General features: G+C 66.5%; 16 protein-coding genes. 7 read left to right on the top strand and 9 right to left on the bottom strand.

Features of this window, described 5'->3' with window-relative positions; all coding sequences use genetic code 11:
- The first annotated feature begins 2 nt into the window (after positions 1-2).
- The 5 genes from LXN00_RS00480 (at position 3) to LXN00_RS00460 (ending at position 5,767) form a co-directional block, all read left to right on the top strand.
- Entirely contained in the window at positions 3-3,188 is a 3,186-nt protein-coding gene (locus LXN00_RS00480) for a molybdopterin-dependent oxidoreductase (protein WP_234503160.1), read from the top strand.
- Between the two features lie 148 nt (positions 3,189-3,336).
- Positions 3,337-3,708, top strand: a complete 372-nt coding sequence (locus LXN00_RS00475) for a hypothetical protein (RefSeq protein ID WP_234503146.1) — start codon at positions 3,337-3,339, stop codon at positions 3,706-3,708.
- Positions 3,709-3,718: 10 nt separating this feature from the next.
- Positions 3,719-4,162 carry a hypothetical protein gene (locus LXN00_RS00470; protein ID WP_234503145.1) on the top strand — a complete coding sequence of 148 codons (444 nt, stop codon included), beginning with the start codon at positions 3,719-3,721 and terminating at the stop codon, positions 4,160-4,162.
- A 12-nt stretch (positions 4,163-4,174) separates the two neighbouring features.
- The gene (locus LXN00_RS00465) at positions 4,175-4,729 is read left to right on the top strand and encodes a DOMON domain-containing protein (protein WP_234503143.1); all 555 of its coding nucleotides are present in this window, start codon (positions 4,175-4,177) and stop codon (positions 4,727-4,729) included.
- Between the two features lie 147 nt (positions 4,730-4,876).
- On the top strand, positions 4,877-5,767 hold the full coding sequence (locus LXN00_RS00460; protein WP_234503142.1) for a DUF72 domain-containing protein: 891 nt from the start codon (positions 4,877-4,879) through the stop codon (positions 5,765-5,767).
- 5 nt (positions 5,768-5,772) lie between these two features.
- Here LXN00_RS00460 and rimM read toward each other — a convergent pair whose 3' ends face one another.
- The 4 genes from rimM to ffh are packed head-to-tail and all read right to left on the bottom strand — an operon-like array spanning position 5,773 to position 8,121.
- Positions 5,773-6,270 (bottom strand): ribosome maturation factor RimM, encoded by a 498-nt coding sequence (gene rimM / locus LXN00_RS00455; protein ID WP_234503140.1) that lies wholly within the window; start codon positions 6,268-6,270, stop codon positions 5,773-5,775.
- A 9-nt stretch (positions 6,271-6,279) separates the two neighbouring features.
- Entirely contained in the window at positions 6,280-6,498 is a 219-nt protein-coding gene (locus LXN00_RS00450; protein ID WP_071676348.1) for a KH domain-containing protein, read from the bottom strand.
- Positions 6,499-6,554: 56 nt separating this feature from the next.
- Positions 6,555-6,809 (bottom strand): 30S ribosomal protein S16, encoded by a 255-nt coding sequence (gene rpsP, locus LXN00_RS00445; protein WP_071676349.1) that lies wholly within the window; start codon positions 6,807-6,809, stop codon positions 6,555-6,557.
- A 7-nt stretch (positions 6,810-6,816) separates the two neighbouring features.
- Positions 6,817-8,121: a signal recognition particle protein gene (gene ffh, locus LXN00_RS00440; RefSeq protein ID WP_234504106.1), complete on the bottom strand. Its 1,305-nt coding sequence runs from the start codon at positions 8,119-8,121 to the stop codon at positions 6,817-6,819.
- Between the two features lie 207 nt (positions 8,122-8,328).
- Here ffh and mgtE point away from each other — a divergent pair, with 207 nt between their 5' ends.
- Together mgtE and LXN00_RS00430 are read left to right on the top strand one after the other, a co-directional pair.
- Positions 8,329-9,678, top strand: a complete 1,350-nt coding sequence (gene mgtE / locus LXN00_RS00435) for a magnesium transporter (protein ID WP_234503138.1) — start codon at positions 8,329-8,331, stop codon at positions 9,676-9,678.
- A complete protein-coding gene (locus LXN00_RS00430; protein ID WP_234503136.1) occupies positions 9,675-10,067 on the top strand; it encodes an inorganic diphosphatase in 393 nt (130 codons plus the stop codon). Before mgtE ends, LXN00_RS00430 begins: the two co-directional genes overlap by 4 nt.
- On the opposite strand, the gene queA is transcribed toward LXN00_RS00430, so the two are convergent.
- The 5 genes from queA to LXN00_RS00405 all read right to left on the bottom strand — a co-directional run bounded on the left by queA (position 10,045) and on the right by LXN00_RS00405 (position 15,308).
- Positions 10,045-11,094, bottom strand: a complete 1,050-nt coding sequence (gene queA / locus LXN00_RS00425) for a tRNA preQ1(34) S-adenosylmethionine ribosyltransferase-isomerase QueA (protein WP_234503133.1) — start codon at positions 11,092-11,094, stop codon at positions 10,045-10,047. The two genes, LXN00_RS00430 and queA, sit on opposite strands and share 23 nt — an antisense overlap.
- Positions 11,091-11,627: an NYN domain-containing protein gene (locus LXN00_RS00420; protein WP_234503130.1), complete on the bottom strand. Its 537-nt coding sequence runs from the start codon at positions 11,625-11,627 to the stop codon at positions 11,091-11,093. The genes queA and LXN00_RS00420 overlap by 4 nt, the downstream gene beginning before the upstream one ends.
- A 14-nt stretch (positions 11,628-11,641) precedes the next feature.
- Complete coding sequence (locus LXN00_RS00415) at positions 11,642-14,215, bottom strand: phosphoenolpyruvate carboxylase (RefSeq protein ID WP_234503127.1); 2,574 nt, start codon at positions 14,213-14,215, stop codon at positions 11,642-11,644.
- Entirely contained in the window at positions 14,212-14,970 is a 759-nt protein-coding gene (locus LXN00_RS00410) for a TIGR00282 family metallophosphoesterase (protein WP_234503123.1), read from the bottom strand. Before LXN00_RS00410 ends, LXN00_RS00415 begins: the two co-directional genes overlap by 4 nt.
- Before the next feature lie 104 nt (positions 14,971-15,074).
- A complete protein-coding gene (locus tag LXN00_RS00405; protein ID WP_234503120.1) occupies positions 15,075-15,308 on the bottom strand; it encodes a hypothetical protein in 234 nt (77 codons plus the stop codon).
- Positions 15,309-15,317 lie beyond the last annotated feature (9 nt).

Raw genomic sequence — 15,317 nt, 5'->3', positions numbered from 1 at the left:
TCATGGAAAAGCTTTCCCGGCGTGAACTCTTGAAGCTTTCCGGCGCAGGCGCCCTGTTGGGCCCCTTGGCCCTGGGCCTTCAGGAGGCCAGCGCCCAGGGCATGGAGGCTTACGAGATCCAGCTTCCCGAAAACACCATCTACTCCTCCTGCCTCCAGTGCAACACCGGCTGCCCCATCAAGGTGAAGCTCTACGAGGGCGTGGCCAGCAAGATTGACGGCAACCCCCTCTCCCCCTGGACCTTCCGCCCCCACCTGCCCCTGAATACCCCCGTGGACGTGGTGGCCAAGGTGGACGGGGCCCTTTGCCCCAAGGGCCAGGCGGGCATCCAAACCGCCTACGATCCCTACCGCATCCGCAAGGTGCTCAAGCGGGCCGGGCCCCGGGGAAGCGGCAAGTGGGAGGAAATCCCCTTCCACCAGGCGGTGAAGGAGATCGTGGAGGGGGGCAAGCTCTTCGCCCACCTGGGGGACGAGCGCCACTACCCCGGGCTCAAAGAGCTCTGGGCCCTTAAGGACCCCGAGGTCATGAGCCGCATGGCCCAGGCGGTGCGGGCCATCTGGGCGGAAAAGGATAAGGAAAAGAAGAAGGCCCTGGTGGCCAAGTTCAAGGAAGACTTCAAGGACTACCTCCCCGCCCTCATTGACCCCGACCACCCCGACCTGGGCCCCAAGAACAACCAGGTGGTCTTCGCCTGGGGCCGGCTCAAGGCGGGCCGCTCCGACTTCATCCGCTGGTTCTTCGGGCAAAGCTTCGGCACCGTCAACCTCCACGGCCACACCACCGTCTGCCAGGGCTCCATGTACTTCACCGGCAAGGCCATGAGCGAGCAGCCCACCTTTGACGCCACGGGCAAGCTCTCCTGGTCGGGCGGGGCCAAGTTCTACTGGCAGGCGGACCTCTCCAAGGCGCGCTTCGTGGTCTTCGTAGGGGCCAACGTCTTTGAGGGCAACTACGGGCCGCCCCTCCGCGTGGGCTGGATCACGGAGCGGGCAAGCCGCGGCGAGCTGGAGTACGCCGTGGTTGACCCGCGGGCGCAGAAAGCGGTGAAGGGCGCAAGCCGCTGGATCGCCCCCAAGCCGGGGCACGACGCCGCCATCGCCTTGGGGGTTATCCGCCTCCTCCTGGAGTGGGGTAAGGTGGACACCCGCTTCCTCTCCGCCGCCAACAAGGCCGCCGCCAAGGCCATCGGCGAGGCCAGCTGGACCAACGCCGCTTGGCTTGTGAAGCTGAAAGACGGCAAGCCGGAAAGGCTTGTGCGGGCAAGCGACCTGGGCCTTCCCAAGCCCAAGGCCAAGGTGGGGGACAAGGAGGTGGAGCTGGACGCCCCGGTGGTCCTGGTCCAGGGCAAGCCCGTGGCCTTCAACCCCAACGACGAAAACCAGGCGGTGTTCGGCGACCTCTTTGTGGACACGGTCCTCCAGGGTATCCCCGTGAAGAGCGCCCTCACGCTCATCAAGGAGGAGGCCTTCCGCCACCAGGTGAAGACCTGGGCCGCCTTGGCCGGGGTAAGCGAGGAGGACATCCGCTTCCTGGCGGAGAAGCTCGCCCAGTACGGCAAGAAGGCGGTGGTGGATGTACACCGGGGGGCCAGCCAGCACACCAACGGCTTTTACAACTGCTTCGCCTGGTTCACCGTGAACGTCCTCTTGGGCAACGTGGACCACCAGGGCGGCTTCGTCCAGGCCAGCACCTACGACATCACCGGTGGCAAAGCGGGAGGGCCTTTCGTCCTCAGCAAGCTCCACCCCAAGCCCCTAAGCCCCTTTGGCATCTCCATCATCCGCCACGAGGTGAAGTACGAGGACACCACCCTCTTCCAAGGCTTCCCCGCCAAGCGCCCCTGGTACCCCCACGCCTCCGACGTCTACCAGGAGATCCTCCCCTCCGCCGCCCAAGGCTACCCCTACCCCATCAAGATCCTCTTCCACTACATGGGCTCCCCCGCCTACGCCCTGCCGGGCGGCCACGAACAGATCCGGGCCATGCTGGACCCGGACAAAATCCCCCTCATCGTGGCCTTTGACATCGTGGTGGGGGACTCGTACCTCTACGCCGACTACATCATCCCCGACCTTTCCTACCTGGAGCGCTGGGAGTTCCACGGAAGCCACCCCTCCATCCTCTGGAAGGTGCAGCCCGTGCGGCAGCCCGCCATCCCGCCCATCCCCGAGGAGGTGGAGGTCTTCGGGCAAAGGATGCCCATCTCCCTGGAAAGCTTCCTCCTGGCCTTGGCCGAGCACCTGGGCCTACCCGGCTTTGGGCCCAAGGGCTTTGCCAACGGGATGCCCTTCACCCACCCCGACCACTTCTACCTGAAGCTCGCCGCCAACCTGGCCTACGGGGAGAAGGCCGACGGCTCCGAGGCCCTGCCTGAGGCGGACGAGAGGGAGCTCGCCGTCTTCCGCCAGGCCCGCCGCCACCTTCCTCCCTCGGTCTTTGACGAGAAGCGCTGGCGGGAGGCGGTGGGGGACGAGGGGCTTTTCCGCCGTACCGTCTACCTCCTGAACCGGGGCGGCCGGTTCCAGGAGTTTGCCAAGGCCTACGCCGCCAACGACCTGGTGGCGAACCGGTATGGCCGGCAGATTAACCTCTTCCTGGAAAAGCAGGCGCTTTCCCTCCACCCCATGACCGGGAAGCCCTACTGGCCCCTTCCCGCCTACTTCCCGCCCTACCAGGACGTCTTGGGGCGGCAGCTCCGGGACCCCGGCTACGGCCTAACCCTCCTGACCCACCGGAGCATCCTGCAAACCAAGAGCCGCACCATCAGCAACTACTGGCTCCTGGCGGTGAAGCCGGAAAACGAGATCCTGGTGAGCGCCCTGGACGCCGAGCGGCTTGGGCTTAAGGACGGGCAGAGGGTCAAGGTGGTTTCCGCCACCAACCCCAAGGGCGAGTGGGACCTGGGCCCCTTTGGCAAGAAGCCCATGGTGGGCCGGGTGAAGGTGGTACAGGGCCTGAGGCCAGGGTGCGTGGCCTTCCCCTTGGGCTGGGGCCACTGGGCGTATGGGGCGAGCGACCTCGTCATCAACGGCCAGGTGGTGAAGGGCGACCCCAGGCGGGCTGCAGGGGTGCACGCCAACGCCGCCATGCGCCTTGACCCGTACCTCAAGGACACCGCCCTGACGGACGTGGTGGGCGGGAGCGTGGTCTTCTACGAAACCAAGGTGAACCTCTTGCCGGTGTGAGGCCGTCCCCCCGGGTTACCCCGGGGGGACAAACCTCCCGAATACCTGTGATAAGGTCATGATGGGGGTAAGGAGGTGAAGGGTGATACCCGCCTTTAGAAGCGCAAGCAACCCGACCCAGTGGGCGCTAGAGTTCATCCGCTTGGCGATGCTTCTCCTCTGCCTGGTGGGCTGGGTGATGTACCCCTTAGAGCTCCTCCTCTTGGGGCACTGGACGGAGAGCTGGCAGAGCAAGATCCCCTTCTTGGTGGCCGTGCCGGGCTTTGTGTTTACCCTTTGGGTGCTTTTTGACCGCAAGACCCCGTGGGTGCGCCTTGCCTTCATCCTCACCATGTGGGCCTCGGTCTTCACGGGAATTCTCGGGGCCTACTTCCACCTGCTTTGGAACTTTGAGGGCGAGGTGGTTTGGGAGTTTGAAGCGGCCATGGAGGCCATGGCGGGAAGCCGTCCGGTGCTGGCGGCCCTGGCCTTCACCCACATGGGGGTGACGGGGCTCCTTTCCGTCTACCGGGCCCGTTAGGAGGTGTGCCGTGATTGAAGCCCTGATCCGCGCCAAAACCGAGGAGGAGCGGGTTTTGGAGTTCTTGCGCTCCACCTTCCTCCTGATCGCCCTGGTGGGGTTTGCCTTCTACGGCATGGAGCACTGGGTGCTGGACCACTGGACGGAAAGCTGGCAGAGCAAAATCCCCTTTTTCGTATCCTTGGTGGGCTTCCCCCTCACCCTCCTCATGTTCTTCCACCGAGGGAAGTGGGTGCGCTATCCCTTCCTCTTTTGGATGCTGGTGAGCGTGGCCACCGGGGTGGCGGGGGCCTACTTTCACCTGCTTTGGAATGCGCAGGATGCGGAGGTGAACCTCTTCACCCTTCGGGGCTTCTTGGAGGCCTTTGAGGGGAGTCGGCCGGTTCTAGCGGCGTTGGCCCATACCCACGTGGGCGCTGTGGCCTTCGTGGTGGGAATCACCATAAGGGACTAAGGGAGGTGCAGGATGAGGCGAGGCATCGTAGGACTCATGGTTTTGGCCCTAAGCGTGGCGTTGGCGCAGGCGCCCAAGGTGGACGGGAAGATCGCCCCTGGGGAATACGCCAAGAGCTACAAGCACGAAAAGAGCGGGATCACGCTCTACTGGAGCGTGGTGGGGGACACGCTCTACCTGGCCCTCGAGGGCGAAAGCAAGGGCTGGATTGGCATCGGCTTCCTGCCAGAAAAGAGCGACAAGAAGAAGGGCGCTGACCAGTACCTCTTCTACATGGAGGGCGGCAAGCTGGTGGCCTTGGACATGTACCAGGTGAAGCGCACCGGCGCCCCTTCCCCGGACGAGAAGGAGGGCGGGAAGAACTCCATCCTGGCCGCCAGCGCCACCTACGAGGGCACCAAGTGGACCGTGGAGTTCAGCCGGAAGCTGAAGACCGGGGAGCCCACGGACGTGGAAATCGCCCCGGGGCGGAAGCTCCTTGTCCTCTTGGCCCACTCGGAGAAGATGGACCCCAAGGAGGAGCACAAGAAGACGGAGCGCTGGTACCTGGAAGACTTCGCCTTCTAGGCTAGGCGGAAAACAACCCGGGGGGTTCCCCGGGTTGTTCCTTTTTGGGCTTCTACCGCGCCCCTCGCGCCCTAGGGTCCAGGGCGCTTAAAGCCGCATACCGCTAGGGAAGCCCTAAGGTTCCCTGATAGGGCTTACCATGGGGGCATGGCGGAGATCCGGGTGGGCACCGCCAGCTGGACGGACGAAACCCTCTTGGCCTCGGGCTGGTACCCGCCCGAGGTGCGGGGAAACCCGGAAAAGCGCCTCCGCTACTACGCAAAGCACTTTGACACCGTGGAGGTGGACAGCACCTTCTACGCCCTGCCCCGGCCCGAGGTGGTGCAGAAGTGGGCGGAGAGGACCCCAGAAGGCTTCCTCTCTCACATCAAGGCCTACTCCGCCTTCACCGGGCACGGCCTCGAGGCCCAGGCCCTCCCCAAGGACCTCCGCGCCCTCCTACCCCGCCAAGAAGGCCACCTGGCCCAACGGGAGGTACCCGAGGAGGTGGTGGAGGAGGCTTGGAACCGCTTTTTCGCCGCCATAGAACCCCTTAGGCGGGCGGGCAAGCTGGGCTACCTCCACTTTGGCCTCCCCCCGTGGACGGAGCCCAAACCGAGGAGCTTTCAGTATTTAGAGCGCTTGGCGGAAAGGGCCCAGGGCTACTGGGTGGCGGTGGAGTTCCGCAACCCCAAGTGGTACGTGGCCTGGGGGTTCGTGAAGAAGGAGCTCCTGCGCCTGGGCCTCATCCACGTGAGCGTGGACGCCCCGCCCCACCCCGAGGCTCCCCCGAGGGTCCTCGAGCCCACCCACCCCGTGAGCGTCCTTCGCTGCCACGGCCGGAACGCCGAAACCTGGAAGGGCCCGCACGCCAAGCCCTACGAGCGCTTCAACTGGCGCTATTCCGAGGATGAGCTCCAGGACCTGGCCCAGGCCACCCGGACCCTGGCGGAAAGGGCCGAGAAGGTCTTCGTGATCTTCAACAACAACTACGGCACCCAAGGGGTGGAGGCTGCCTTGGGGCTTAAGCGGCTTTTAGGCCTCGGCACAAGCCCTTAGGCCCCCTAGACCTCCTCTTCAAAAAGGCCGGGGATGGGCTCCACGTATATCCCTCCCGCCTCCACGCGGACGTAGGGGGCCTGCAGGGGGATGAGCCTTTCGGCCCGGTCCCTCAGCCTCTCCCCCACCCCCCGCACCACCAAGACGTCCTGGGCCCCGGCGTCCAGGATGTCCACCACCTCCCCCACCTGCTTCCCCTCCACGAAAACGGGAAGGCCCATGAGGGCGAAGTAATAGTACTGGCCTTCCTCCAAGGGAGGGAGGTCTTCCACCTTGGCGTAGACCCTGAGGCCTACCAAGGCCTCCGCCAGTTCCCGGGTGGTGACCCCCGCCAGGTGGACCACCACCTCCCCGGCCACCTGGTAGAGGTCCTCCACCGCCCGCCAACCCTGCCCCTCCACGTAGACCCGTTCCAGGTGGGCCACCACGGGCTCCCCCCGGAACTTTAGCCCTCCCTGAAGGGCGTAGGGCGCGCCGAACCGACCGATCTCCACCAGGCGCATACCCCTAGTTTAGCGCACCTCCACCCCCACCTTGCGCTTGGCGTAGGCCCGCACCAGGGTGCGGATGGCCTCAATCACCCGGCCCTGTTTGCCGATAAGCCGCCCCTTGTCCTCCTGGGCCACCTCCACCAGGTAGACGAGGCCCTCCCGGGTGCGCCGCTCTTGGACCCGCACCGCCTCCGGGTGGTCCACCACGCTCCTTGCCAGGTACTCCACCAGGTCCTTCATGGCTCCATGGTACGGGAAAAGGGCGGGGGAGTCCCCGCCCTCGGAAGGGGCCTACCCTACGCTTCCTGCCGGAAAACCCCCGCCTGGCGCAGGAGGCGGCGAGCGGTGTCCGTGGGCTGCGCCCCCACGGAAAGCCAGTACTTGGCCCGCTCCACGTCCACCTTGAGCCAGTCCGGGGTGGTCTTGCGGGGATCGTAGTAGCCGATCTTCTCAATGTACGCCCCGTCCCGCTTCCTGCGGCTATCGGTGACCACGATGCGGTAGTGGGGGTTGTGCTTGGAGCCAAACCGGGAAAGCCTGATCTTGACCATGCTTCTTTTACCTCCTGAAGATTCCCATGAGTCCCCGGCCTTTGCGTTTTTCCAGGGACTTCATCAGGGCCTTGGTTTCCTCAAAGGACTTGATGAAGCGGTTCACCTCTTGGACGGTGGTGCCGCTCCCCTTGGCGATGCGCTTGCGCCGGGAGCCATTCAGGATGCGGGGGTCCTTGCGCTCCTCCGGGGTCATGGAGAGGACGATGGCCTCCAGGCGCTTGATGGCCTTCTCGTCCACCTGGACCCCCGGGGGGAGGGCCTTCCCCATACCGGGGAGCATGCCGAGGATCTCGGAGAAGGAGCCCAAGCGCCGAAGGTTTTGCAGTTGCTTGAGGAAGTCCTCCAGGGTGAGGTCCTTGGCGGACTTGGGAGCTTCCGCCTCGAGGCCCGCCTGCCGCACCCTTTCCGCCAGGGTGGCCACATCCCCCATGCCCAGGATGCGGCTCGCCAGGCGGTCCGGGTAGAAGGGCTCCAGACCTTCCGGGCGCTCGGAAACCCCGGCGAAGTAGATGGGCTTGCCCGTGACGTGCCTCGCCGAAAGGGCCGCCCCGCCCCGGGCGTCCCCGTCCAGCTTGGTGAGGACGAGGCCCGTGACCCCGATGCGCTCGTCAAAGGCCTTGGCCACCCCCAAGGCCTCCTGGCCGGTCATGGCGTCCAGGACCAGGAGGACCTCATCCGGGCGCAGGACCTCCTTGAGGCGGAAGAGCTCGGCCATGAGGGGCTCGTCAATCTGGAGGCGGCCGGCGGTGTCCACCAGGACCAGGTCCCGGGCCTCGAGGCGGGCCTTCTCCTCCACCCGGCGGCGGATGGACTCGGGGGACTCCCCGTCCATCACCTCCAAAACCGGCACTCCCACCTTTTCCCCTAGGAGGCGGAGCTGCTCCCGGGCGGCGGGACGCTGGGTGTCGGCAGCCACCAGGAGGGGGCGGCGCCCCTTGCCCTTGTAGTAGAGGGCGAGCTTGGCGGCGGTGGTGGTTTTGCCCGAGCCCTGAAGCCCCACCAGGAACCATAGGTTCCTGTCCTTGAGGACAGGGAGCCTCGCCTCACCCCCTAGGGCCTCCTTCAGGGCCTCGTACACCGTGGCCAGGATGACCTCCGCCGGGGTGAGGCTTTCCAGGACCTGCTGGCCCAGGGCCCTTTCCCGGACCATTTCCACAAAGCTCCGGGCCACCTCCAGGTTGACATCGGCGTCCATGAGGGCCCGGCGGATCTCCCGGAGGGTGGACTTGAGGTCCTCCTCCGTGATCCGGCCCCGGCCCCGGAGCCGGTCTATGGCTTCTTGCAGTCTTGCCGCTAGCTGGGCAAACATGGCGTGGCGGCCCCCAGGCCGGGCTCCAGGATAGGCCATGCCCCTTGAGCGTGTCAACCTCAATTTTTCCTACATTTCTAGCGGGCTAGGTTGACGGGGCGGGGGCCAGGGAATACCCTGGAAAAGGTTATGTTAGGGCCCTTGCCCTCGAGTCCTTGGCGCTGAGGGCCGCCCACGGGCGGCCTTCAGCCGGAAAGGAGGCCGCCTGTGGAAACCACCCTTTCCCCCCTGCTTCAAGCCCTGGAAGAGGGCGATACCCTGAAGCTCAAAAGCCTCCTGGAAGAGGCCCACCCCCAGGACCTTCTGGCCCTTTGGGACGAGCTCAAGGGCGAGCACCGCTACGTCCTCCTCACCCTCTTGCCCAAGGACAAGGCGGCGGAGGTCTTCTCCAACCTTCCCCCGGAAACCCAGGCGGAGTACCTCAAGACCCTCCCCCCCTGGCGCACCCGGGAGCTTCTGGAGGAGCTCTCCCTAGACGACCTGGCCGACGCCCTCCAGGCGGTGGAGGAGGAGGACCCCGAGCTTTACCGCAAGCTCGTGGAGGGGCTGGACCCCAAGACCCGGGCCGAGGTGGAGGAGCTCACCCAGTACGAGGAGGACGAGGCGGGCGGCCTCATGACCCCCGAGTACGTGGCGGTGCGGGAGGGGATGACGGTGGAGGAGGTCCTCCGCTTCCTGCGCCGGGCGGCACCCGATGCCGAAACCATCTACTACCTCTACGTGGTGGACGAGTCGGGCCGGCTCAAGGGGGTGCTCTCCCTGCGGGACCTCATCGTGGCTGACCCCAGGACCAGGGTGCGGGAGATCATGAACCCCAAGGTGGTCCACGTGCGCACGGACACCGACCAGGAGGAGGTGGCCCGCCTCATGGCCGACTACGACTTCACCGTCTTGCCCGTGGTGGACGAGGAAGGGCGCCTGGTGGGTATCGTCACGGTGGACGACGTCCTGGACGTGTTGGAAGAGGAGGCCACGGAGGACATCCACAAGCTCGCCGCCGTGGACGTGCCCGACCTCGTCTACAGCCAAGCCTCCCCCATCGCCCTGTGGCTTGCCCGGGTGCGTTGGCTCGTCATCCTCATCCTCACGGGGATGGTGACGAGCTCCATCCTCCAAGGCTTTGAAAGCCTCCTGGAGGCGGTGACCGCCCTGGCCTTTTACGTGCCCGTGCTCCTGGGCACCGGGGGGAATACCGGCAACCAGTCGGCCACCCTCATCATCCGCGCCCTGGCCACCCGGGACCTGGACCTCAAGGACTGGCGGAAGGTGCTCCTCAAGGAGAGCCTGGTGGGAAGCCTTCTGGGCCTCACCCTGGCCGCTTTGCTCCTCGGCAAGGTGGTGCTGGACGGGCACGCCGCCCTGGCCCCGGTGGTGGGCCTCGCCCTCTTTCTCCTGGTGCTTTTCGCCAACCTGGTGGGGGCCATGCTCCCCGTGGTCCTAAGGCGGCTTGGGGTGGACCCCGCCCTGGTTTCCAACCCCTTGGTGGCCACCCTTTCCGACATCTCCGGGCTCCTCATCTACCTCTCCGTGGCCCGGCTCCTCTTGAACCTAGAATGAGGCGGCTTCGCATGGTGGTGGAGTGGTCCAGGGGAAGCCCCCTGCGCTATGCCTTCAAAGAAGGAAAGCTTGTCCCCGTGGGGCAAGACGCCCCGGCCCCGGTGAACTACGGCTTCATCCCGGGCCTCCTCAACCCCGCCGACGGGGAGGAGGTGGACGCCTGCTACCTGGGCCCACCCCTCTCCCCAGGCACCGAGGCGGAAGGGTTCCTCCTAGGCATGGTGGCCCTTTCCGACGGGGACCACAAGCTCGTGCTTGCGCCTGAACCAAGCGCCCTGGACCAAGAAGCGTTAGCGCCCCTCCTCGCCTGGTTTGCGCCCGAGCGCAGGCCCACCCTCCTGGGGGACGAGGAGGCTTGGGCCTGGCTCAGGGGGCTTGGGGAAGGATGAGCATGGCGTCCCCCAAGGAGTAGAAGCGGTACCCCTCGGCCACCGCCAAGCGGTAGGCCTCTAGGGTCCGCTCCCGCCCCAAGAAGGCGGCCACCAGCATGAGCAAGGTGGAGCGGGGCAGGTGGAAGTTGGTGAAGAGGGCGTCTATGGCCCGGAAGGTGTAAGGGGGGCGGATGAAGAGCCGGGTTTCCCCCGCTCCCGGAACCACCCCATCCCCCTCCCGCCAAGCGCTTTCCAAGGCCCGCACCACCGTGGTGCCCACCGCCACCACCCGCCGCCCCTCGGCCCTGGCGCGGTTCACCGCCCGGGCCGTTTCCTCGGGGATTTCAAAGGGCTCGGCGTGCATCTCGTGCTTGGCCACGTCCCCCTTGACGGGGCGGAAGGTGCCGGGGCCCACGTGGAGGGTAAGGAAGCAAAGCTCCACCCCCATGGCCTCCAAGCGGGCCAGAAGCTCGGGAGTGAAGTGAAGCCCAGCGGTGGGGGCGGCCACCGACCCCGGGCGCTTGGCGTACACGGTCTGGTAGCGCTCCAGGGGGATCTGGGCCTTGATGTAGGGGGGCAGGGGCACCTCCCCCACCTCCAAAAGGTGGGCGGCGAGGTCCCCCTGGAACCGGAGAAGCCGCACCCCATCGGGCTCTACCCCCACCACCTCCGCCTCCAAACCCTCCACGGGCCTTAGGTCCTTGGGGGAAAGGAGGCGAAGCCTTGTGCCCACGGGCGCCCTGCGGGCGGGGCCCAAGAGGGCCTCCCAGAGGCCCGGGGCCTTTTCCCGCACCAAGAGGATCTCCACCCGGCCCCCCGTGGGCTTCTGGGAGAGGAGGCGGGCGGGGATCACCTTGCTCTCGTTGAAGACCAGGACGTCCCCGGGCCGCAGGAACTCGGGAAGGTCCCGCACCCGCCGGTGCTCCACGCTAAAAGGGCCTTCCCGGTAGACCACCATCATCCGGGCGGCGTCCCGGGGCTCCGCCCCCGCTTGGGCGATCTGCTCGGGGGGCAGGTGGTAATCGTAGAGGTCAAGCTCGCTCATCCTGCGTTTTTAGGCTCCATGAAGGGGTTGGGGATGTCCGGGAGGTGGACGAAGCGGTCCACGGCGTCAATGAGCTTCTGGGCCGTGGTTTCGCGGAAGGCGATGACCTCCACCCGGATCCCCCGCTCCATGAGGACCTCGAGGATCTCCACGAAGTCCCCGTCCCCGCTCCCCAGCACCACCACGTCCAGATAGGGCATGAGCCGCACCATGTCCGCGGCGATGCCCATGTCCCAGTTCCCCTCGTAGATGGGCTTGCCCCCCTCCCCCACCTCCTTCACCGTGAGGTACATGCGCCGCACCCGGTAGCCGATGGTGGAAAGCTTGTAAATAAAGGGCCAAGCGGAGGTGTCCCCCTCCTTTTCCACCACATAGGCGGTGGCCCGCACCAAGCGCCTTCCCCCCACGGCGAAGCGGAGGAGGCTTTCAAAATTCACGTTCCGCTCGTAGTAGTCCCGGGCAGAGTGGTAGAGGTTTTGCGTGTCCACGAAGACGCCGACCCGCTGCTCGGGGTGGTGGCCAAGGGGCTCCATCGCCTCCATCATACCTAGCCGGCGTTTCTAAGCCCCGCCGCCACCCCGAGGAGGGAAAGGAGAAGCGCCCGCCTAAGGGCATCGTCCTCCCGGCCCCCGGGGGCCCGGTAGCGGGCAAGGAGCTCCACCTGCACGAAGTTGATGGGGTCCACATAGGGGTTCCTGAGGCCGATCTGCCTGTCCAGGGTCTTCTGGTTGTGGAGGAGGGGGGCCTCAAAGATGGCCTCCAGGAGCGCCACGGTTTTGCGGTACTCCTCCGCCAGGTGGTGGTACAAGCCCTGGAGCCCCTCGGGCACCAGCCTGAGGTAAAGCTCGGCGATGCCCAAGTCCGCCTTGGCCAAGGCCATGGCGGCGCTTTCCAAGGTGGTGGCGAAGAAGGGCCACTCCCGGTACATCTCCTGGAGCAGGGAAAGGGGTAAGGCCTCCAAGGCGGAGAGCCCGTACCAACCCGGCAGGAGAAGGCGCACCTGGGTCCAGGCCATGACCCAGGGGATGGCCCGGAGGTCCCGGATGTCCCGCACCCGGCCGTGGCGGTAGACGGGCCGGCTGGCGATGGGGAGTTCGCCGATCTCGCGAATGGGGGTAAAGGCCTCAAAGAAGGGGAAAAACCCCTCCTGGGAGAGGAGGGCCCGGTAGCGCTCCATGCTCCTCTCCCCCGCCTCCCAAAGCGCCTCCCGCCAATGGGCCTTGGGCTCCACCCCGTCCCCCAAGGCGGCCTGGGCGAAGTGGTAAAGGAGTTGCTCCAGGTGCCGCACGGCCAGGTCCGGGTGGGCGTAGCGGTCCGCCAAGGCCTCCCCCTGCTCCGTGAGGCGCAGGCGGTGGCCCACGCTCTTGGGCGGGAGGCCCGCGATGGCCCGCCCCGCCGGCCCCCCGCCCCGGGCGGTGGAGGTGCCCCGCCCGTGGAAGAAGAAGACGGGGATCCCTTCCGCTTCCCCCACGGCGTGGAGGGCCTCCTGGGCCTGGTAGAGGGCCAGGTTGGCCATGAGAAACCCGGCGTCCTTGTTGGAGTCGGAGTAGCCGATCATCACCTCCACCCCGCCCCTCGCCTGGGCGTGGGCCCGGAAGACGGGGTTGGCCAAGAGGCGCCTTAAGACCTCAGGAGCCCGCTCCAGGTCCTCCAGGGTTTCAAAGAGGGGGACCACGTCAAAGGGGAGGGGTTTCCCGGGGCGGTAAAGCCCCACCTCCCGGGCCAGGAGGAAGACGGCGAGGAGGTCGGCGGGGTGGTGGGTCATGGAAACCACGTGGGCCCCCTTGTCCCCCCAGGCCCGAAGGGCCCCCAGGGCCACCCTTAGCGCCTCGCCTTGCGGCGCCTCCCCCACGGGCAGAAGGGGGCGGGCGGTTTGGAGCTCTTGGGTGAGGAGGGCTTCCTTTTCCTCCGGGGAGAGGGCCAGGAAGTCCGGGTGGACCCCGCCCAGGCGGAGAAGCTCTGCGGCGGCCTCCAGGAGCTTGCCCGACTCCTCCCTCAGGTCCAAGGGGGCAAGCTCCAGACCGAAGGCGGAAAGCCGCGCCTCCAAGGGCTGCAAAAAGGCCTGCACCACCTGGGTAAGCCCCACCCCCTCCAGGCCCTTTTCCGCCACCCTTAGGGCCCGGGAAAGCCCTTCGGTGGAAAGGGCCTCCCCTTCCAAGGCCCGGTAAAGGGCGGCGAAGTAGCGGCGGTAAGGCTCCCCGGGAAAGCGCTCCACCCCTTCCCCCCCTTCCCGCACCTCCTTGGGCACGGGAATGCGGGCCTCGGAAAGGGAGAGGTCCCGCACCAAGGCCTCCAACTCCTCCAGGTACCGCCCCTTGGCCACCTCCCGGGCGTAGCGGCTGGCGAAGGCGGTGACCTCGGGGGTGACGAAGGGGTTCCCGTCCCGGTCCCCACCTATCCAGCTACGGAAGCGCACGGGGCTCTTGAGCCGGGGGCGCTTGCCGTAGACCCGTTCTAGGGCAGCCTCGAGGCCCGCCACCACCTTGGGAATGGCCCGCCACAGGGTGGTGGGCAGGTAGTAAAGCCCTCCCTTGATCTCGTCCTCCACGCTGGGTCGCGCCTTGCGCACCTCCTCCGTGGCGTAGAGGAGGACAACCCGGGCCAGAAGGCGCTCCCGGTCCCCTCCTTCCAACTCCTCCTGAAGCCTTTCCAAGTGGTGCCGGAGGGTGCGGCGGCGGGTTTCCGTGGGGTGGGCGGTGAAGGTGAGGAGGAGCTCCAGCCGGTTCAGGTGGGCCTCCGCCTCCTCCAGGGAGAGGCCCCGCTCCTTCAGGGCCTTGGCCAGGGCCAAAAAGCCCTCGGGCCTAGGGTTTTCCAAGGTCTCCCCTTCCGCCCTCAGGCGGTTCACCCGCACCCGGTGGCGTTCCTCCGCCAGGTTCACCAGGTGGAAGTAGTGGGTGAAAGCCCGCACCAAAGCCTCCATCTCCTCCACGGGCATGCGCTCCACCCGCCGGGAAAGGGCCTCGGCCGCAGCCCTGTCCCCTTGGCGCCTGGCCTTGGAAAGGAGGCGCACCTCCTCCACCAAGGCGAAGAAGCGCTCCCCGGAAACCTTCCTTATCGCCTCCCCAAGGAGGCGGCCCAGGAGGTCCACCTCGGCCTTTAGGAGCTCAAAGGGGTCGTTCACGGCTCCTCCCAGACGTAGGGGCTTAGGGAAACGGGCTTGCCGCCTTCCAAGACGAGCTCCGCGGCGTGGAGGCGCGCCTTGCCCTGGGCGGCGCGGAAAGGCTGGGGGCGGCCGGTGAGGAAGCGGGCCAGGAAGGTTTCTATCTCCCCCCCGATGATGGACTGGTAGGTGCCGGTCATCCCCACGTCGGTCTGGTAAAGCGTCCCCTTGGGAAGCCGCATGGCGTCCAGGGTAGGGACGTGGGTGTGGGTGCCGAGGACGGCGGACACCCGGCCATCCAGGTAGTGGGCCAGGGCCATCTTCTCGCTGGTGGCCTCGGCGTGCACCTCCACAAGGACATAGTCCGCCTTCTCCTCCCGCAAAAGGGCGTCCAGGGCGCGGAAGGGGTCGTCCAGGGGGTCCATGAAGACCCGGCCCATGACCTGAACGAAGAGGAGGCTTTCCCCGTTCACCTCAAGCCGCCACCACCCCCGCCCAGGGGTGCCCGGAGGGTAGTTGAGGGCCCGCACCACGGGCTCCCTTTCCAAAAGCTCGTAGACCTCCTTGTGGTCCCAGGCGTGGTTCCCCAAGGAAACGAGGTCTACCCCCGCCTCCCGCAAAAGGCGGTAGGCGCGCTTGTCTAGGCCTTTTCCCTTGGCGGCGTTCTCCCCGTTGGCGATGACCAGGTCGTACCGGTGGCGGATATCGGGCAGGTGGAGGCTCACCGCCCGCAGGCCCGGTTCCGCCATCACGTCCCCGATGAATAAAACCCGCATGGGGGCATTATATGGCCCCCATGCGGTCTTTGAGGTCTAACCTACCTTGATGTAGCCGTGGGTTGGGGGGAGAAGGAAGGCCTTGCCCTCCCGGTGTCAAGGGGTCAGGCGGCGCTTCGCTTCTGCAAGAAGTAGACCACGGCGTAACCGATCCCCGCCAGAATGAGAAGGGGGATGGCGTAGACGAGGAGCGTCCAGATGAGCCCCGAAAGCGCCAACAAGACCTTGCCCAGGAAGGAGAAGACCCACCCCCCCACCCAGAGGGCGAGGAGGACCCCCACCACCACCAAAAGGCCCAAAACCACCCACTCCAGGATGTCCCGCAGGCTCCGTTCCATGCCCTAAGC

The sequence above is a fragment of the Thermus brockianus genome (genome assembly GCF_021462505.1).
GTDB lineage: Bacteria > Deinococcota > Deinococci > Deinococcales > Thermaceae > Thermus > Thermus hydrothermalis.
Note: the sequence above shows the minus strand (reverse complement) of the source record. Positions and strands in the feature narration are given on the sequence as shown.